The sequence below is a fragment of the Rhizobium oryzicola genome (assembly GCF_030504645.1).
GTDB classification, from domain to species: domain Bacteria; phylum Pseudomonadota; class Alphaproteobacteria; order Rhizobiales; family Rhizobiaceae; genus Neorhizobium; species Neorhizobium oryzicola.
On sequence record NZ_JAUKWQ010000008.1, the window covers coordinates 25,291 to 44,149 of the forward strand.

20 protein-coding genes are annotated in these 18,859 nt (G+C 58.4%); 6 read left to right on the forward strand and 14 right to left on the reverse strand.

Features of this window, described 5'->3' with window-relative positions:
- Window positions 1-9: 9 nt before the first annotated feature.
- The 4 genes from Q2T52_RS19955 to gnd form a co-directional block, all read right to left on the reverse strand.
- Complete coding sequence (locus tag Q2T52_RS19955; RefSeq protein ID WP_302078607.1) at window positions 10-1,347, reverse strand: hypothetical protein; 1,338 nt, start codon at window positions 1,345-1,347, stop codon at window positions 10-12.
- 187 nt (window positions 1,348-1,534) lie between these two features.
- The gene (mgrA, locus tag Q2T52_RS19960; RefSeq protein ID WP_302078608.1) at window positions 1,535-2,578 is read right to left on the reverse strand and encodes an L-glyceraldehyde 3-phosphate reductase; all 1,044 of its coding nucleotides are present in this window, start codon (window positions 2,576-2,578) and stop codon (window positions 1,535-1,537) included.
- Window positions 2,579-2,640: 62 nt separating this feature from the next.
- Complete coding sequence (locus tag Q2T52_RS19965) at window positions 2,641-3,492, reverse strand: MBL fold metallo-hydrolase (RefSeq protein ID WP_302078609.1); 852 nt, start codon at window positions 3,490-3,492, stop codon at window positions 2,641-2,643.
- Between the two features lie 66 nt (window positions 3,493-3,558).
- The gene (gene gnd, locus Q2T52_RS19970) at window positions 3,559-4,992 is read right to left on the reverse strand and encodes an NADP-dependent phosphogluconate dehydrogenase (protein ID WP_302078610.1); all 1,434 of its coding nucleotides are present in this window, start codon (window positions 4,990-4,992) and stop codon (window positions 3,559-3,561) included.
- Window positions 4,993-5,196: 204 nt separating this feature from the next.
- Between gnd and Q2T52_RS19975 the strand changes: the two genes are divergently transcribed.
- Window positions 5,197-5,610 carry an SRPBCC family protein gene (locus tag Q2T52_RS19975; RefSeq protein ID WP_302078611.1) on the forward strand — a complete coding sequence of 138 codons (414 nt, stop codon included), beginning with the start codon at window positions 5,197-5,199 and terminating at the stop codon, window positions 5,608-5,610.
- A gap of 287 nt (window positions 5,611-5,897) precedes the next feature.
- Here the strand turns inward: Q2T52_RS19975 and Q2T52_RS19980 are convergent, their stop codons facing one another.
- From Q2T52_RS19980 to Q2T52_RS20010, 7 genes are all read right to left on the reverse strand, one after another.
- Window positions 5,898-6,827: a lipid A biosynthesis lauroyl acyltransferase gene (locus tag Q2T52_RS19980; RefSeq protein ID WP_302078612.1), complete on the reverse strand. Its 930-nt coding sequence runs from the start codon at window positions 6,825-6,827 to the stop codon at window positions 5,898-5,900.
- A gap of 4 nt (window positions 6,828-6,831) precedes the next feature.
- Window positions 6,832-7,860, reverse strand: coding sequence for a zinc-binding dehydrogenase (locus Q2T52_RS19985; RefSeq protein WP_302078613.1), 1,029 nt, complete (start codon window positions 7,858-7,860; stop codon window positions 6,832-6,834).
- 161 nt (window positions 7,861-8,021) lie between these two features.
- Entirely contained in the window at window positions 8,022-9,311 is a 1,290-nt protein-coding gene (locus Q2T52_RS19990) for a beta-ketoacyl-ACP synthase (protein WP_302078615.1), read from the reverse strand.
- 10 nt (window positions 9,312-9,321) lie between these two features.
- A complete protein-coding gene (locus Q2T52_RS19995) occupies window positions 9,322-10,527 on the reverse strand; it encodes a beta-ketoacyl-ACP synthase (protein ID WP_302078616.1) in 1,206 nt (401 codons plus the stop codon).
- A gap of 27 nt (window positions 10,528-10,554) precedes the next feature.
- The gene (locus Q2T52_RS20000) at window positions 10,555-11,028 is read right to left on the reverse strand and encodes a 3-hydroxyacyl-ACP dehydratase FabZ family protein (protein ID WP_302078617.1); all 474 of its coding nucleotides are present in this window, start codon (window positions 11,026-11,028) and stop codon (window positions 10,555-10,557) included.
- 23 nt (window positions 11,029-11,051) lie between these two features.
- A complete protein-coding gene (locus tag Q2T52_RS20005) occupies window positions 11,052-11,330 on the reverse strand; it encodes an acyl carrier protein (RefSeq protein ID WP_034477251.1) in 279 nt (92 codons plus the stop codon).
- Between the two features lie 147 nt (window positions 11,331-11,477).
- Window positions 11,478-12,437, reverse strand: coding sequence for a nucleoside hydrolase (locus tag Q2T52_RS20010; RefSeq protein ID WP_302078618.1), 960 nt, complete (start codon window positions 12,435-12,437; stop codon window positions 11,478-11,480).
- A gap of 158 nt (window positions 12,438-12,595) precedes the next feature.
- Between Q2T52_RS20010 and Q2T52_RS20015 the strand changes: the two genes are divergently transcribed.
- Window positions 12,596-13,381 carry a TSUP family transporter gene (locus Q2T52_RS20015; RefSeq protein ID WP_302078619.1) on the forward strand — a complete coding sequence of 262 codons (786 nt, stop codon included), beginning with the start codon at window positions 12,596-12,598 and terminating at the stop codon, window positions 13,379-13,381.
- A gap of 7 nt (window positions 13,382-13,388) precedes the next feature.
- On the opposite strand, the gene cobU is transcribed toward Q2T52_RS20015, so the two are convergent.
- Window positions 13,389-13,916, reverse strand: coding sequence for a bifunctional adenosylcobinamide kinase/adenosylcobinamide-phosphate guanylyltransferase (cobU, locus tag Q2T52_RS20020; RefSeq protein WP_302078620.1), 528 nt, complete (start codon window positions 13,914-13,916; stop codon window positions 13,389-13,391).
- Window positions 13,917-14,482: 566 nt separating this feature from the next.
- Between cobU and Q2T52_RS20025 the strand changes: the two genes are divergently transcribed.
- Both Q2T52_RS20025 and Q2T52_RS20030 read left to right on the forward strand, forming a co-directional pair.
- Window positions 14,483-15,481, forward strand: coding sequence for a glycine betaine ABC transporter substrate-binding protein (locus Q2T52_RS20025; protein WP_302078621.1), 999 nt, complete (start codon window positions 14,483-14,485; stop codon window positions 15,479-15,481).
- A gap of 78 nt (window positions 15,482-15,559) precedes the next feature.
- Entirely contained in the window at window positions 15,560-15,910 is a 351-nt protein-coding gene (locus tag Q2T52_RS20030; protein WP_302078622.1) for a hypothetical protein, read from the forward strand.
- 72 nt (window positions 15,911-15,982) lie between these two features.
- Here Q2T52_RS20030 and Q2T52_RS20035 read toward each other — a convergent pair whose 3' ends face one another.
- Window positions 15,983-16,135: an entericidin domain-containing protein gene (locus Q2T52_RS20035; RefSeq protein WP_302078623.1), complete on the reverse strand. Its 153-nt coding sequence runs from the start codon at window positions 16,133-16,135 to the stop codon at window positions 15,983-15,985.
- A gap of 274 nt (window positions 16,136-16,409) precedes the next feature.
- Between Q2T52_RS20035 and Q2T52_RS20040 the strand changes: the two genes are divergently transcribed.
- Window positions 16,410-17,123 (forward strand): formyl transferase, encoded by a 714-nt coding sequence (locus Q2T52_RS20040; RefSeq protein WP_302078758.1) that lies wholly within the window; start codon window positions 16,410-16,412, stop codon window positions 17,121-17,123.
- Window positions 17,124-17,478: 355 nt separating this feature from the next.
- Here Q2T52_RS20040 and Q2T52_RS20045 read toward each other — a convergent pair whose 3' ends face one another.
- Window positions 17,479-18,375: a LysR family transcriptional regulator gene (locus Q2T52_RS20045; protein WP_302078625.1), complete on the reverse strand. Its 897-nt coding sequence runs from the start codon at window positions 18,373-18,375 to the stop codon at window positions 17,479-17,481.
- 185 nt (window positions 18,376-18,560) lie between these two features.
- Between Q2T52_RS20045 and Q2T52_RS20050 the strand changes: the two genes are divergently transcribed.
- The gene (locus Q2T52_RS20050) at window positions 18,561-18,770 is read left to right on the forward strand and encodes a hypothetical protein (protein WP_302078626.1); all 210 of its coding nucleotides are present in this window, start codon (window positions 18,561-18,563) and stop codon (window positions 18,768-18,770) included.
- Window positions 18,771-18,859 lie beyond the last annotated feature (89 nt).

Consider the following 18,859-nt stretch of genomic DNA (forward strand, 5'->3'; position numbering starts at 1 on the left):
AAGGCTGTATCAGCCGCTACAGCCTTGACCGTTGACCGTGCGGTCATATTGCCGATACCGCGACAGGACGTTGTCCTTCACGAGGTCATAGGGAAGCCAGTATCCCTCCGGCAGTTGAAGTATGGACGAGACGCAGCGCCCCGACATGAAGACACTCATGGTCGGTATCGTAAACGTGCCGACAAACTCGTCCATACTCAAACCCGTTTCGCTGACGGGTACGAAGCCCGAGTGACTTTTGAGCGTCTGTTCGATGCGGGTTGTGACCTTGTGCCAACGCCATTCGGTTATCAGGGAATAGAAGCAAGCCACGCCCATGAACATAAGGAACACAGCGGCGGACTTGCGGGAGAAATCGCGGCCTATGCCAAGCTTGCCATAAGCGATGGCAATGGCCAGCAAAAAGGGAAGCACTGAAACCGTGAATGTGCGCGCGGAAAAGCTCTGAAGCGCGGTGACCTTGTGAAAGGTCATCTGCTGCCCAAGGATGATGCCGATGGATGCGACCACCCCCAGCAACAAATAGCGTGCCTGCCCGAAATAGAGTCCGGCAACGGTGGCTATGCTCATTGCCAGTGCCACCTGCGCAAGCGGCGAACCAAGCGCGACGAGCACCTGCTCGCGAAAGCCCATATAGTTGCTGACGTCACGCGGATGAATGATGCCATCTATCGAGATCACGATTCCGATGGCGAGGATGATCCCAGCCAGGACCCAAAGCCATCGCTGATGAGACGCGCGATATGCCCATGCATTCCACAGGCACAGCAGAAACGGCAAAGCGAGGACAATAGCACCTGCCTCATACGATCTCGTCGCAAGCAGACAAAGCCCGAGAAAAAGTCCCCAGTCATACCATCGCGTGGAAGGAAAAAGGCAGAAGGCCAGGATGGGCCACACGGCGAGAGCCAGCACATGGTGCTCTCCCATGATGATAAACGTGCTGTTGAACTCCAGAAGCACGAATGAAAGAAGGGGCAGAGCAAGTAACGTGGGCGCTGAGCGCATCCAAGCAGAACAGAGCAGAAAGCTGACGACCGCAACCAAATAGACGTTCAGCGAGTATAAGCCTTTCAATTCCTCAAGGCTGAGGTCGAAAAGTCTCGATCCATAGACAGGCAACCATTGGGTTGCAAACTGAGCGTTGCTCCGATGCCAGCCGACAAGAACAAATCCATGCCAATCCGCAAGTCTGGCGAGATAGTAGGCCCCATCCGCGGACAAGATGCGATCATTCAGAAAGGCTATAAAATAGGTAAGTAACGCAAGGATTGCCGCAATCCGCATGGAAACATTAACTGAAGGCAATCTCATTTCCCGTCCGTACCCTATGATATTGATGAGCAAATTCAGTATCCAGATACAAAATCAGAAATCAATTTCTACGGGTATCATCGGTTGGTTGCTCAGACAATCCTGTAGAGCCCTGCCCATCCGTCATGTCGGGCAAAAATAGCAGAGAGACTGACGGACGAACAACAAAAAGGCCCGGCTGGCGAACCAATCGGGCCAAACGCATCGACGTGAAGATAACTTAACGCAACGGGCCTTCGCGCTCGGCGGATTGGGCCCAGAGGTTGATATCAGCATCCTTCGCAAAGACTTCGATTTCCGCCAATTCCTCGGGCGTGAAGTCAGGCCTGTCGAGGGCTGCGACACAATCCACCACCTGTTCTGGACGGCTGGCGCCGATCAGTGCGGACGTAACACGACCGCCCCGCAGAACCCAGGCGATCGCCAGCTGCGCCAGTGTCTGGCCGCGCTTTTCGGCAATCGCATTCAGGCCACGCAGGTTCGCGATATTGCGCTCGTTGAGGAAGGACGGACGCAGCGACTTGCCTTGCGCCGCGCGGCTGTCATCAGGAATGCCGCCCAAATACTTGGAGGTCAGCATGCCCTGCGCGAGGGGCGAAAAGACGATCGAGCCGATGCCGAGATCGTCGAGCGTATCCAGAAGCCCATCCTCTTCAACCCAGCGGTTGATGATGGAATAGCTGGGCTGGTGGATAATGCAGGGCGTGCCGAGCTGCTTCAGGATGGCAGCAGCTTCCCGCGTCCGCTTCGAGTTATAGGACGAAATGCCGACATAAAGCGCCCTGCCCGACCGCACGATATGATCCAGCGCGCCGCAGGTTTCTTCGAGCGGCGTATCAGGGTCGAAGCGATGCGAGTAGAAGATATCGACGTAGTCGAGGCCCATGCGCTTCAGGCTCTGGTCACAGGACGCAATCAGATATTTGCGGCTGCCCCATTCACCGTAAGGACCTGGCCACATGTTATAGCCCGCCTTGGACGAGATGATCAACTCGTCGCGATAGCCTGCGAAATCCGTGCGCAGGATTTCGCCGAACGCACTTTCGGCACTGCCGGGCGGCGGGCCGTAATTGTTGGCGAGATCGAAATGCGTGATGCCGAGATCGAAAGCTGTTCGGCAAATGGCACGCTTGCGGTCATCAGGCGTGTCGCCTCCGAAATTATGCCAGAGACCCAGCGAGATCGCCGGAAGCTGCAAGCCGGTGCGGCCGCAGCGATTGTACTTCATACGGGAATAACGGTCTTCGGCAGGCTGCCAGCCCATGGTCTTTCCTCCTCAGGATTCGGTTTTAGTCTTGGAGCCGCGAAATCGCGCGGCCCCGGATTTCAGAAGTCTACGGCGAGACCATCCTTGGCGATGACAAGCGGCCCGTTCCAAACGGGTGCAAGGGCATTGCGCCAATCCGCGTCACCAAAGGACGGATCATCGGCCGGGATCAGATGGTTCAACACAAGCGTTTTCACTCTCGCCTCCGTCGCTAGCCGGCCGGCATCGGCAGCGAGCGTATGGGATGCGTAGAGATGTTCCCTCAGCCGAGCGCCATTGCCTGTGCGGGCAATGATATTCTCTACGCCTTCCGGCAACATGGCCTCGTGGACGAGAACATCAGCGCCTGCTGCAAACCCGGCAAGCGGCGGGAAATAGGCGGTATCGGCGGACAGGACGACTGTCTTGCCACCACCCTTGAACCTGAGTGCAAAGCAATCCGTCACCGGCGGATGATCGACCCGAAGCGCCTCGACAACAAGACCCGCTTCCTCGAAAACCGGTCCTTCGCTGTATTCGACAATCTCGATCAGGCCCGCCAGATCCGGCCGCCCCTCGTCTTCGATGCGGATGCGAATATCGAAGTCCAGCGACGCCAAAAAACCCCGCCAGAGCTTTCGCGTACCCTCGGGACCATAGACCTTTACCGGGATGGCAAGGCCTGTCGTCCAGGCGGTGTGCAGAAGACCGCCCAATTCCAGCACATGATCGGAATGCAGATGGGTGATGAAGACGAGGTCGAGCTCTTTCAACGACATGCCCGTCTCGACGACACCACGCGTCACGCCGAGCCCGCAATCGATCACGATGCGTCGCCCCGCGATCGTGAGCAGCATCGATGTTGGATTGGGGCCGCCTGGACGGATGGCAGGGCCACCCTTGCTGCCGAGAAGATAAAGACGATCGTGCATCAAAATGGCTCTCTGAAAATGCCTCGCCGCAAGAAGCGGCGAAGCATCTCATTCATAGCTGTTCGATCAGTAGATCGCCGCGCCACTGCCCCAGGGGCCGTGATGCTTGTCGACACCATCGACACGATCGAAACCATGCGCGCCGAAGAAGTCGCGCTGGGCCTGGATGAGGTTGGCCGTGCCGCGCGAACGGCGGTAGCTGTCGAAATAGGAGAGTGCCGAGGCAAGCGCCGGAACCGGCAGGCCGGCAAGGGCAGCCGTCGACACCACGCGGCGAAGGGCACCGTCGGTTTCCTTGACGAGTGCCGCAAAGGCCGGCGTCACGATCAGGTTCGCCACGTCAGGATCCTTGGTGAAGGCCGAGGTGATCTCATCCAGGAACTGCGAGCGGATGATGCAGCCGGCGCGCCAGATCTTGGCGATCGTGGGCATCGGCAGATGCCAGCCATATTCCTTGGAGGCCGCCGCCATGACGGCGAAGCCTTGCGCATAGGCACCGATCTTGGCGGCCAAAAGCGCGCTTTCCAGATCCTTCAGGAAGGCGACGCCATCGACGGCCGGGAAAGCCAGCGTGTCCGGCAGGCCGAGGATCTTCTCGGCTTCCACGCGTTCCGCCTTCTGCGACGACAGAATACGCCCAGCCACAGCAGCTTCAATGCCTGTGGCGGCAACCCCAAGATTCTGCGCCTCGATGACCGACCACTTGCCGGTGCCCTTCTGTCCGGCAGCGTCAAGGATGACGTCAACCATCGGCTGACCGGTGATCGGATCAGCCGCAGCCAGAACCTTTTCAGTGATCTCGATCAGGTAGGAGTTGAGGCGACCGGTATTCCAGTTGCCGAACACCTTGCTGATCTCAGGTGCCGAGAGCTTCAGGCCGTCGCGCAGGATGCCGTAGATTTCGGCGATCATCTGCATGTCGGCATATTCGATGCCGTTATGGATCGTCTTGACGAAATGACCAGCACCATCATTGCCGAGCCAGGCGACGCAAGGGTCACCATTGAACTTGGCGGAGATGGAGGTCAGCACCTTCTCGACGCGCTTCCAGCTTTCCTCGGTGCCGCCCACCATAATGGACGGGCCGTGGCGTGCGCCTTCCTCACCACCAGAGACGCCCATGCCGATAAAGGTGAGCGGGCTGTCCTTCAGCGAATCGAAGCGGCGCATGGTGTCGCGGAAGTTCGCGTTACCGGCATCGATCATGATGTCGCCGGCAGAGAGGTACGGCTTCAGGAGCTCCATCTGCTGGTCGACCGGATCGCCGGCCTTGATCATGATGATGATCGGGCGCGGCGGACGGATGGCGGCGACGAATTCTTCGAGTGTTTCGCAAGGGATGATTTGGCTCTGAAGCGCACCGGCTTCAGCGTAAAATTTCTTGGTCGCTTCCTGCGTACGGTTGAACACCGCGATCTTGTTGCCTTTTTCCGCGATATTCAGCGCCAGGTTGGAGCCCATAACGCCAAGGCCGATTAGGCCGATTTCTGCCTGTTCCACGGGGGGTGCCTCCATTAGACTTGCGTGCGTGTTGTGGCACTCCATACGACGAACGGCAAGGCCGCACTTGGTCAAACCGATTTAATTTCGTGCCCGCAGATGCGACCTGTCCGGTCACCTCTGCCGATGGAACTAACGGCCTCTTGCAGAATTTCAACCGCGCGCCATAAAGAACATTAAGAGAACGCGAGGGAGGAAATAAACATGCCGACAATGGGCACGATCATCGTTCACGTCACGATCGAGAAGCCATGGCGAGAGGTCTACGCTTTCGCAGCAAACCCGGAAAACATGGCCCTCTGGGCGTCTGGACTGGGACGCGGGCTCGTTCGCGAGGACGACCACTGGCTGGCCGATGGCGGCCCCTTGGGAACGATCCAGGTGACGTTTGCGCCAGCGAACGACTTCGGCGTCATCGATCACATCGTCAGCATGCCTTCGGGACTCAATGTGCATAACGCGTTCCGAATCGTCCCGAACGGTGACGGCGCGGAGGCAATCTTTATGGTCACCCGCCTGCCCGACATGTCCGAGGAACAGTTCAGCCAAGATGCAGCCCACGTGCTTTCGGATCTGACGTCGCTGAAGAGAATCTTGGAGGATGGTGAGGGGGCATAGCCGAAAAGTGAGGTGGGCTGAGTGATGTCGGGGGCTACTCAAATGGCCATTTGTTCGACGCCCGATAATACCCCCCTCTGTCCTGCCGGACATCTCCCCCTCAAGGGGGGAGATCGACTCGTCGCATCGCCCCACGCCCATTGTGCGTCGCCATTCCGATACGCTTCGCACTGTCGAGGGAGGAAACGAGCGGGTAGCCGCTCAGCTGATCTCCCCCCTTGAGGGGGAGATGTCCGGCAGGACAGAGGGGGGTGAAATTCGCGACTGGCGACGCCAACAATCCGAAGTTAAATCGAACGCTTGATATTCCAGCGGTCGTGATACCAGAGCCATTGTTCGGGATGCTCGCGCACCCAGCTCTCCACCTTGTCATTCAACAGCTGCCCTGTGGCATGCACATCGACAGCGCCTTTCTCGTTGCGCGGGATGTCGATCTTCGGCTCGATTTCCAGGCGGTAGCGATTATTGGGCAGACGGATGCAGCGGGCCGGATAGACCTCGCAATCGAACTGGCGCACCAGCTTGGCAAGCAATGGATTGGTCTGCACAGGACGCCCGAAAAAGGTCGTCTCCAGACCCTTCTGGAACTTCTGATCGACCAGCACCCCAACGCCCCCGCCCGCTTCCAGCTGGCGGGCCAGCGCGAAGGAAGAACCCGCATGCGAGGGCACCAACTTGCCCATGCGGGAGGCGCGGAAGGAGAAAACCTTCTCGGCGATATAAGGGTTATTCGGCGGGCGGAACATCACGGTGACAGCAAGACCGAAGGCATTGCCGGCAACAGGAAGCAGTTCGAAATTGCCCGTATGGGCGGTGAAAACGATGAAGGGACGCGGATTGTCGCGCAGGTCGAGGAAGATCGGGATGCCCTCCACCTCGATCCGGCCCGGCGTTACCGCATGCGGATCAAAGTCGAAGATCCGGTCCAGAAACACATATTCCGCCGCAAGCCGGCCCATATGCCCCCAGCTCGCCAGCGCAATGGCTTCCAGCTCGCCATCGGACTTTTCCGGAAAGGCATTGCGGAGGTTCACCAGCATCAGCCGGTGGCGCTTCAGGCGCGGACCAATCTTGCGGACCAGCCAATCGGCAAAATTGATGGCCGGATCGGCGGGCAGGATCTTCAAGGTATTCAGGAAGCCGAACACGAGCTGCGCCACCAGCCATTGCTGGAAGTGGCGAAGGGCCAGTACAATTCTCGTGATCAGCATCTTCAATGGGTCAGTCCATCCTCAGGATGATCTTGCCGAAAATCTGGCGGCCTTCCATGCGCTCCAGCGCCCGGTCGATTTCGTCAAAACCCACTTCGGTATCGATGACCGGATGCACAATGCCACGCGCCATCTTCTGCATGGCGTTTGCCATGTTTTCCATGCGGCAGCCGAAGGAACCAAGCAGCTTCAGCTGCTGCTGGAACAGCATCATCAGGTTGATCTCGGTCGAGACGCCGGATGTGGAACCGCAGGTGACGAGACGCCCACCACGCTTGAGGCAGAGCATGGAACCCGCCCAGGTATCCTTGCCGACATGTTCGAAGACGACATCGACGCCCTTCTTCTTGGTCAGCTTGCGCACCACGCCTTCAAAGCGGTCGGTGCGGTAGTTGATCACATGATCGGCGCCGAGCGCCTTGGCCTTCTCAATCTTGTCGTCGGAACCGACAGTGGTGATGACCGTGCAACCGATTTTCTTGGCCAGCTGAATGGCAGCCGTGCCGATGCCGGAGCCGCCGGCATGCACCAGAATGGTTTCGCCCGGCTCCAGCTTGGCATTGTCGAAAAGCATGTGTTCGACGGTTCCGAACGTGACGGGTGCAAGGGCAGCGCCGACAGCATCTACACCCGGAGGAGCCGGAACCAGCTGGCGGGCGGGAATATTGATCTTTTCCTGCGCAAAGCCATCGAGATGGAAGCCATGCACGCCGCCGACATGTTCGCAGAGATTGTCGCGGCCTTCCCGGCAGGGCTTGCAGAGGCCGCAGACGCGCGCGCCATAGACCGAGACAAGCTGGCCGGGCAGCACATTGGCAACGCCGGGGCCAATCGCTTCCACCACGCCTGACGCCTCGGCGCCGATGGTCAGCGGCATCTTGCGCTTGGCAAAGGCCATGCCGCGCCAGCCCCAGACATCGATGTGATTGAGGGCCACCGCCTTCACGCGCAGCGTCACCTCGCCCGGTGCCGGGGCTTCCGGCTCGGGGATATCGACAGCTTCGAGACGACGATCATCAATCAGTTGCAATGCGCGCATAAGGGTCTTCCTTCGCCCGAAGGCGTCTAGAGCATGTCGCGCAAAAGTGTGCAGCGGTTTTGCGCTAACGACATGCGTAAAACAAGGACCTAAAGCGTGAGAGCCGGTCTGAAAGACGGCCACACGCTTTATAGCTGGGATCAGCAGAATGGAACCGGTGTTTAGGCCGGCTCCCGCGTCATGACAAGGCTGGCATTCTGGCCGCCGAAGCCGAAGGAATTCGACAGCACGGCCTTCACCTCAGCATCCCGCTTCACATTCGGCACCACGTCGAGCTGAATGGCCGCATCCGGGTTGGTGTAGTTGATGGTCGGCGGCAGCGTTCCCGTCAGCATGGTCTGGATGGAGAACACGGCTTCGACCGCACCGGCTGCCGTCAGCGTATGGCCGATCATCGACTTGTTGGAGGAGCAGGGAATGCCGTCCTTCAGACGCTCGCCGAACACGGAAAGCATCGCGCCATATTCCATCTTGTCGTTTTCCGGCGTCGAGGTGCCATGGGCATTAATGTAGCCAATCGCGTCCTCGCCGATGCCGGCATCGGCAAGAGCTGCTCTGATCGTCGCAATGGCAGGCCCGCCATCCGGCGAAGAGCGCGTGCGGTGGAAATGGTCGGCCTTTTCGCCGCAACCCTTCAGGATGCCAAGAACCTTGGCACCGCGGGCCACCGCAGATTCGAGCGATTCCAGCACCAGCGTTGCTGCACCTTCCGCAATCACGAAACCGTCGCGATCCTTGCTGAAGGGCTTCGATGCCTTTTCCGGTGGATCGTTCTGCGTGGAGAGCGCCGAGAGAAGCGAGAAACGGATCAGCGCCTCGGCGCTGACGGAACCGTCCGTCGCAACCGTCAATGCGCGATCGGTACGACCCTGGCGAATGGCCTCGACACCGAGCTGGATTGCCGTTGCACCGGATGCACAGGCTGTCGACAGCGTCACCGGCAGGCCGCGCGTACCGAAGTGATCGGAAAGCCGCTCCGAGATCGAACCGAACTGAGCCGCTTCCAGGAAAACCGGATCGGGACGCTGACGCATGGCCGTGAGGAAACGGTCATAGGCATCACCATCGCGCTGCGGCGGCGGCGCACGGTCAGCCAGCTCAAAGCGATCGCTCCATTCCGGTTCGACCGGGGGAGCGGCCAGGAACAGCGGACCTTCGAAATCACCGGAGAGGCCGGCCTGGGCCAAGGCCTCGGTCGTCGTTTCGCGTGCCATGGCAAAGGAGCGCTCGACGGCATTGGGGCGAGGAATGGCGATGAAATCCACCGTGCCACTGATGCGGGTCGAAAGCCCTTCGGTCGGAAAACGCTCGATCTTGTGGATGCCTGACGTTCCGGATGTCAGCGCCGCCCAGTTGTCGGCCAGACCCTGGCCGAGCGAGGTGATCACCCCCATGCCGGTCACGGCAATGATGGGGCGGCCCAGATGATCCTTGAAAGCAGTGTTCGTCATGATCGTCTCCTCAGGCGTTGCCGGAAAGAACGGCAAGGCCTTCGCCCCTGATGTAGCCAACGGTCGTTACGACCGCATGGGTCGCGCCGCCGGACATGGGCTTTTCATGATCCTTGTCGAAAGCGGGCACATGCGCATTGGTGTCCAGCGCCAATGCAGCGAGCGCGAGGCCGAGCGGGAACTGCGCTTCGAGTGCGTGACCCGTTACGCCACCATAGCCACGAATGGCCGCACCCGGAAATTCCGATTCCAGAACAGCCCGTTCGCGTGCCGCAAGATCGACGAGGCCACTCGACCCCGAGAAGACGACGAGATCGGACGCAGGAAGATCGGAAGCCAGACCCGCCAACCGGCCAAGGCGTGTTTCCAGACCGCGATCCTCACGACGGCCACGATCGCCCTCGATATCGTCGATGACGGCATAGATATGCGCACCGCGTGCTTCCGCATTGGTGCGCGATTCCAGCACCAGGAAGGCCCCGACGGAGCCCATGATCATGCCGCCGCCGTTTTCGATCGCGCGCGACCAGAGCGGATGCCAGTCCCCCGTTGCATGCGCGCGGATACCTTCCACCAGAAGAATGATGTCGGCGCGCTCCGCAACAAAAGCGCCACCGACCAGCGAATGGGTGGACTGGCCGGACTTGATGCGGTGATAGGCCGTCTCGACCGCGGAAATGCCAGCTGCCTCTTCGCCCATAAAGGTGCGCGAAGAGCCGGTGACCTTATGCACGATGGAGATATTGCCGGCCATCAGGTTGGAAAGCTGTGCCAGGAACAGCGTCGGGCGCAATTCGGTGGTCAGCTTCTCGTTGAGCAGCTGTTCGCGGTCGTTGCGCTTCAGCCCCTCGTTGACGATCAGCGTGTCGACATTGATGTCGCGCTCGCCGCCACCGGCCGCCACGATCATGTCCATCGTGCCGCAGGCTTCGGCATTGTCCTTGAGACCGGCATCATCCAGCGCGAGACCGGCGGCGAAAACACCAAGCCGCTGCCAGTTTTCCATCTGGCGCTGGTCGCCACGCTTTGCGATCTGCTGCGACCAGTCGATCTCGGGCATCGGATGAATGGGGTAGGGCTTGAAGCGTTCGGCATCGACCCGCGGGGCAGCAACCTCGGAGGACGTCAGCAAGGAAATATGGGCATCCTTGCCCACGCCCTGGCAGGTGACGATGCCAATACCTGTGATCACGACATCATTGTCGGACTTGCTCATCTCAGGATCAATCCTTCTGCTTTCCGTTCAGGAACGGGAGCCAAGCGCTTCCATCAGGCCGACTTCGGAAGCACGCTTGCGAACGATATCCGCCAGCGGCACTTCATCGAATGGCAGGGTGCGCAGTTTCAGCTGCGCATCGCAGACCTTCTTGCCTTCACACGAGATCTTGGCCTTGGTCACGGCATAACCGGAACCGTCATGCTCCAGAAAAGCTTCGATGTCGAGCACGGCATTCGGCTCGACAAAGCTTCTCATCTTGGCCCCGTCGACAGACATCAGGAACGGCATGGCGGCAAAATTGGAATAGGCCAGCAGCAGAAAGCCGCTTGCCTGCGCCATCGTTTCGATCAGGAGCACGCCGGGAACCAGCGGCATGCCAGGAAAATGTCCCTCGAACACGGGGCTCGCCTGTGGAACCACGGAGGTTGCCTTCAGCGTCCTCGCCTCGATATCGACCGCACTCACACGGTCGATCATCTGGAAATACTCAAGAAGCATCAGGCATTCTCACCACGGGCGTTTCAGCCCTTGGCAGCCCTCAGTTCATCGATCTTGGCGCAGAGATTCTTCAAAACGAAGTATTCCTCGGTCGAAACCTTGCCTTCGTTGACTTCCTGCGTCCACTGCTCAAGCGGGATCTTGATGCCGAATTCCTTGTCGATCGCAAAAACGATGTCGAGGAAGTCGAGGCTGTCGATGCCGAGATCGTCGATCGTGTGGCTCTCGGGCGTGATGGTGGCGCGATCGATCTCGCTCGTTTCAGCGATGATGTCGGCGACTTTGTCAAATGTAGCGGTCAAGCTCGTATCCTCTGAATTCTTGATTTATTGTGGGTCCCACATAAGGAAATCCAGCCGAAATGCCAATGGCATCCGATTCAGCCGGGAAATTTTTGCATCTGCTGTGTTGCGGAAACAGCAATCAGACCTTGACAGGGGCTGATAGCTTTAAGCCGCTCGATGTTCAACGAGAGCTGCGCGAATAGCCTCCAGAACGCCATCCGGATCGATGCCGGTCGTCACGATCTGGCTCGGCAGACCGTCCCAGGGGCTCGGCGGAAAACCGCGGCCATCCGGCTTCTGGATCGTCTGGCCATCGGCGATGCCGCCGCAAACGACACGGATGGAGCCGCTGCGAGTCTCGAAGAGATCTGGACGCACGACATAGACGCAGGCGCAGCTGTCATGCACCACCATGCCATCGCCGACGCGGCTCTTGTAGAAGTCGATATAGAGCTGAGAAATATCCGACAGCAGACGCACATCATCGGCGCCTGCCTCGACCATCTTGGCGAGGTAGCCGCTGGTCATGACGGTCTTCATGGTGACGTCGAGACCGATCACCGTCACCTTCCACGGGGCCGTGAAGACGATATCGGCCGCTTCCGGATCGCCATGGATATTGGCTTCAGCCGCCGGCGTCACATTGCCCGGCACGTCGAAGGCGCCGCCCATGATGACGACTTCCTTGGCAAGCTTGGTTATTTCAGGGGCGGCCTGAAGCGCCAGCGCCAGATTGGTCATGCGGCCAACGGCGACCAGCGTCACTTCGCCCGGGTGCGCGCGTACGGTGTCAATGATGAACTGATGCGCTGGGCGCGGATCGGCCTGACGCGAAATTGATTGCGGGATCACCACGTCGCCAATGCCGTTATGGCCGTGAATGGCGGTCGGCCAATGGCCTTCCTTGCGGGCCGGATCGATGGTTCGGTCTGCGCCGCGTGCGACGGGCGCATCGATGTTCCAGGCTTCCGCAAGGTAAAGCGCGTTACGGGTCGTCGTATCGACTGATGCATTGCCGAAGACGGTCGTCACGCCGACGAGATCAATCTCGGGATGACGGTGCAGGAACAGCAGCGCCATGGCATCATCAATGCCGGGGTCCGTATCGAAAATAACCTTGTGCATGGTCTGCCGTCCTGATGTTTCAAAGGCGCGGCAACATAGCGCCGTGCGGTGCGGACACAAGAGCTTTCATCCAATTGCGACAAGAATCCGATTGCCGAAACAGGCCGCAGGTGCCAGAAGCGCCGCATCGATCTCTCCAGTTCCTCCGAGCCCTTCCCGTGCATGACCTTGCCCTGAATGTCGTCCTCCTGCTGTTTGTTGTCGCCATTCTTGCTGGCTTCATCGATTCGATTGCAGGCGGCGGAGGATTGATCACCATCCCTGCCCTGCTACTGGCAGGCATTCCGCCCCTGGAAGCACTGGCAACAAACAAGGTTCAGGGACCGTTCGGCGCAGGCTCCGCCACGATCGCCTATGCCCGCAAAGGACATGTAAAGCTGAAGGAGCAATTGCCGATGGCCGCCATTGCCTATGTGGCAGGCGGAGCCGGTGCGATCATTGCCTCACATATGCCGTCCAAGCTGCTGGGAACAGCCATCCCCTTCCTGCTGATCGGCATCGCCCTGTTCTTCGCGCTGAAGCCCAACCTGTCGGACACGGACAGCACGCGCCGCATCTCCCCCGCCCTGTTCGCGATCACGGCAGTGTCGGCGGTTGCGCTTTATGACGGCATTTTTGGCCCCGGTGCCGGATCCTTTTACATGCTGGGCTTTGTGCTGCTGGCAGGCTTCGGCATGCTGAAGGCGACCGCCCATACCAAGCTGATCAATCTCGGTTCCAACCTCGGCTCGTTCACCGTTTTTGCCATCAACGGCACGATGCTCTGGAAGCTCGGCATCATCATGGGGATCGGTCAGCTGATCGGCGCGCAACTGGGGTCGCGGCTCGCCATGCGCAGCGGCGCAAAGCTGATCAAGCCGCTGCTGATTATTTCCTGTCTGGCACTCGCCATAAAGCTTCTTGCCGATCCCGCCCATCCGCTGCGCCAGTTGATCGGCTTCTGAAAGGGGATCAGCCTTTCATTTTGAGCGGCAGACCAGCCGCGATGAAATAAACCTCGTCCGCCGCCGCAGCCAAAGCCTGATGCAGGCGGCCTGCATGGTCTCGGAAGTCGCGGGCCATCTTGTTCTCTGGCACGATGCCGAGACCGACTTCGTTCGATACGAAAATCAGATGCGCGGATAGATCGGAGAGAGAAGACACAAACGCCCTGCCCTCGCCGTCGACGGCCCGTTCCTCCAGCATGAGGTTGGTGACCCATAGCGTCAGGCAATCGACCAGGATCACCCGATCCGGCGCATCGATCTCCGCTAGCTTCCCGGCAAGATCCGTCGTCACCTCATGCGTGATCCAGGCCTCGCCCCGATCTTCGCGATGGCGCGCGATGCGCGCCCGCATCTCGTCATCGAAGGCCTGGCCTGTGGCAATGTAATGGAGTTCACGCCCATCCCCGCGGGCCAGACGTTCGGCAAATGCCGATTTGCCGGACCGCGCGCCGCCAAGAACAAAGGTCACGCGTCGAGATCTGTCAGGCGCCATGTGCAATTCAAAAATGGAAAGGATGAGAAAACCCGAGCGGGAGATTCGTAGATCCTAGAGGCCCCCGCCCGGGGCTGATTGTGAAATCGTGGCACGCGCCACACAATATATTTTGGGAGTTCCGGCAATTCTGTCAACTGCCTAACCGCAAACGCAACGGATCCAAAACAGGGAGGGCCGCCTTAATGGCGATTAACAGGCTCCGGGACGCACTACCTTTCCGGAGCCTTCGGCATCAATGGCCGCGCTGAACGAATAGCCGCCAATTTCTTACCGCGAGGTTATTTTTCACCGCTCCAACGCAAAAGTTTTTGAGACACCGATCTTTCTATTGATCGGATGCTCCTAAGGTTTCCATTGAAATTTATGCAGCTGCATAAATAGTTTAGCGAAATCCTAATAAAACAGCGGGATAAATCGCACGACAGTTATTGAAGGGAAATCACACAGGGGAAACAGGCACGATAAGAAACGCCGTATCGTCATTTTACCGCCATGTCCTTGGGGTGAAGTAGCGAGACAATGACAGTGCCACGACGAAAGCGGATGACAATGGGACATAGACCATGATCAGGGCCAGTCTTCTTGCCGCAGGAGGTCTCCTTGCCAGTTTTCTTGCTGGTGTGCCCTCCGCCTATGCTTGCGGCAATGTCTCCATTGCGGAGATGAACTGGAACTCTGCCGGCGTGGCAGCCCATGTTGACCGGCTGATTCTCTCCTTGGGCTTCGGTTGTACGGCAGAGCTCATACCAGGCGACACGGTTTCCACCTTTGCGACCATGAATGAAAGCGGCCAGCCGGATATCGCGCCAGAACTGTGGGTCAATGCATTACGCAGCCAGCTTGAGCCGGCGTTTGCCCAGGGACGCCTGGTGATCGGAGCCGAGATCCTGGCAGATGGCGCAATCGAGGGCTGGTGGATACCTAAATTCCTGGCGGACGCACATCCGGAGATCCGTACCGTTCAAGATGCCTTAAAGCAGCCGAACCTGTTTCCCGATCCTTCGAATCCCTCGCAAGGCGCCGTCCGCAATTGTCCCTCCGGCTGGAGCTGCCAGATTACCACGGAGAATCTCTATCGCGCGTTGAATGCAAAGGATAAGGGCTTTTCGCTTGTCGGTTCCGGCAGCGCTGCGGAACTTGACGCCTCCCTTGAAAAAGCTTTCGCCGAAAAGACCGGCTGGCTCGGCTACTACTGGGCGCCGACTGCCATTTTCGGCAAGCATCAGATGGTCAAGCTTTCCATGGGAGTGCCCTTCGATAAGGCGGAATGGGATGGCTGCACCTCCGTCAAGGATTGTGCAAACCCGAAGCCGAATTCCTATCCGACCTCACAGGCGTTCACGGTCGTCACGCGGCGCTTCGCCGACAGCGCCGGCCCGGCGCTGGCCTATCTCAAGGCACGACAATGGGGTAACGGCACGCTGAATACGCTTTTAGCCTGGCAGAGCGAACACAATGCAAGCAACGAGCAAACTGCTCTCTATTTCCTCAAGAGCCATGAGGATATCTGGAGTGCCTGGCTAACGCCTGATATCGCGGATAAAGTAAAGGCCGGACTGTAACTTTAGCTCTTACAAGCTTCGCGTCAGGAAGCTGCGGCAAATATCGCGCCAATGCGATCCTGATGAAGAGGTTTTAATATGAGTAAGGTTTCCCCGATCGGAACACGCGAGTCGGTTGCTGACGCCATCAACGGCATGAGTTCCGATAACCAGTCCTGGCTTCAGCTGATGATGGAAAATCCGGCAGCCGACGACACATTGCTCGATGGCCTTCATCTCTATCTGGATCGCGCTTCCGAAGCGAAGTTTCTCAATTCGCTAAAGCTTCAGAAGGCGGGGGAATGGATGGGAAATCTCACGGCCGGCCGCTTGCAGATCCGCCTGGCGGAGGCCGCGCGATCCAGCCAGCATGCAGCCTACCAGGCATTTTATGAAGGGCTGAAGCGCTCCGGAGGCTTCGAGCGGGCCTATCCCAAGGCAAAAGTATAAAGTTGCCGCGGTCTGGTACCCTGTCATAGGGATACGGCCGGGAGAGTATCCCGGCCGTTACAGTTTAAATTGTTACTGAGCGGCGCGCTGAACGCGCTTGCCGGCATCCTGGGTTGCATTGACGGTGTTGGCCGTATCCTGGCCCATGCCGCGGATCGTATTGCCGCAAGACGTAAGAGAAACCAGGGTAACGAGCGTTGCGGCGATCAGGCAGACGGATTTCATGTCAAATGCTCCAGTGAACAAAGGTTTGAAAGGGATGTGAAGATGTTCATCCGGCCACTGGAACGTTTGAAGGCCAAAAAGGTTCACGATATTCTGCGGCGCCTTGCAAATTGTTGTGAGGCACTCCTTCGCACGCAACCGAAGCTCTGACCATTTAACGGATTTTTCTCACTCCCTTGCGCATTCCTAAGCACAATCGGAGCGGAGGAAACAGGACTTGACCACGCAAGCCAATATTGTCGTTCTCACGGGAGGCGGGCTCAATCCGCAGATTATGATCAATGCGTTGGCAGGGCATTTCCCCAACCTGCATGTCATCGAAGAACAGTATGAGACAAAATCGCTGATCCTCAAGCGTCGCGCCCGGCGACTGGGGTGGCCGACAGCCTTTGGGCAACTCGCAACCATGGCGGTGTCCCGGCTCGGAAAAACGATGGCACAGCGCCGGACGGAGGAAATCCTGCGCGACTATGGCTTAAGTGGCAAACCCCATCCTGACGTGCCCATTACGCGCGTAAACTCTATCAACGATGCAGACACAATCGAATCGGTTCGCAAGCTGAGACCGGCGGTGGTCTTCACCATTTCGTGCCGCATTTTGAAAGCCAGCACGATCGAGGCAATCCCCTGCCCGATCATCAATTTCCATGCCGGCATCAATCCCACCTATCGAGGTCAGATGGGCGGCTATTGGGCACGGGTAGAGAGGGACGAAGAAAACTTCGGCGCAACAGTCCATCTGGTCGATGCGGGCATCGATACCGGGGCAACGCTCAAGGAAGCGCGTGTGCGCCCCGCGCGCACCGACACCATTTCCACATATCCGCTATTGATAACCGCAGCCGGAACGGAGGCCGCAATTCGGGCCATCGAGGATGTGTTGGAAGGCCGTTCGACAGCTGTGCATCCAACAGGCCGTTCCGTACTCCGCTTCCCGCCACCGGTCTGGACCTACCTGTTCCACGGCCTGAAACGCGGCATCTGGTAGCGACTGTTTGTAAGTCGCATGAGACCGTTGCAAAGCCTTTCATTCTGTGGAACAAAAAGTCTCCAGTTTCGCGAATGTCTCACGTGCTAATGCAAACCTGGGCGGAATGTAGAGCTCCGCCATCGTCGCAGATCCGCCAATGACCTGGCAGATATCACGACAGAAAGGCCGCAATATGCAATATGACTGGACCGGTCATGATCACCGCCGTCGCATGTTTATCCGTTTCGGCTGGATCATCGCTTCGTCAACGGTTCTCTTGGCCGTTATGCTAATGCAGATCTCCTGAATTCTATGAAGCACTCGCTCCGATCTCAACAGAGAACGGAGCGAGCGGCTTGATATCATTGCAGTATTACGCGGCTGCCCGACCCATTTCGACATAAGCCTCACGGATGTTTTCGGCAACAGCGCGCGCCGGGACGGACAAGGTTTCCGCCGTGATCAACCGGATATCGAAGGTAATGAGTTCGGGTAGTCCTTCCTTCGGCCCGAGAACGCGCATGTCATCCGTGATGTAGGAACGCGGGAACGGCGCGATGGCCAGATCGGAGACCACAGCTGCACGCTGTGCCATTGTGTTGGCACTGAGATACGCCACTCGATAAGGCCGTTTCATCCGCTCCAATTGCTCCAGCGCTTCCTGCCGCCAGATGCATCCATCCTCCCAGATCGAGATCGGCAATGGATCCCGCAAGTGGGCAGTGCCACACCGTGCACCAGCCCAAACAAGCTTCTCCGTGTAGATGACCTCGCCCTCAGTCGGAAACGGCTTTGACGCGCAGTTGATCAGCGCAAGATCCAGCCGTTGCTCCTCCATACGACGGCGCAGCTTGATGCTCATGTCAACCGTCACATCCACCATGATGCCCGGAAACTTTGCGGCAAAATCCCTGAGGATGCCTGGTAGCAGACGCTCGGCAATATCGTCTGCCGCACCCAGGCGCACGACACCGGACAACTCGGGCATGACGAAGCGTGACATCGCCTCATTCGAGAGAGCAATCATTCGCCGGGCATAGGAGAGCAGCATTTCACCATGCTGGGTAAGTGTAACGGAACGCGCGTCTCGCAGAAACAGCGTGGTCCGCAGTTGCTCCTCCAGCTTCTTGATCTGCATGGAGACGGCGGAGGGTGTCCGCAAAACCGCTTCAGCCGCCGTCGAAAAATTGCCGGTTTCCGCAATGGCGACGAAGGTGCGCAACACGTCGTTATCCAGCAAGGGTAGCGATTGGCGAAACGGAGCATTCATCGGGTCAACCTTCAATTTTTCTCACAGTAAGCACCATATCATTTCGTTTGATTGATCGTCAATCCAAGCGCATTTTCAGCTCATGAAACACAACAAATGTCGATGAAACCTATAAAATCAATTCGTTTGAGTGATGCGTCATCTCATCGCATGCTGCATTGCCACGATCGAAAGGAGCCCCTTCCATGGCACTGTTAGACACCAGTTCCGGCCAATATGGCTGGCTTCCATCCCGGCCTTATCTTCCGCTTTCCAGGATCGGAAAGCTTTTACACGCTTGGCGCCTCGCCTATGAAAAGCGGCGCACGGAAAGACTTCTCGAAGCGCTACCGTATGACGTACGCAAGGATCTGGGCTGGCCAGACAGCGACGGCATCACCAAGGCATCACGATGAAATTGCTGTTTGCGACAAGGGCCGACCCGCTCCTGCCCGCCAGCAGAGCCGATCGGTCCATCGCATCCAAGAACTTCAGGCTACTATCT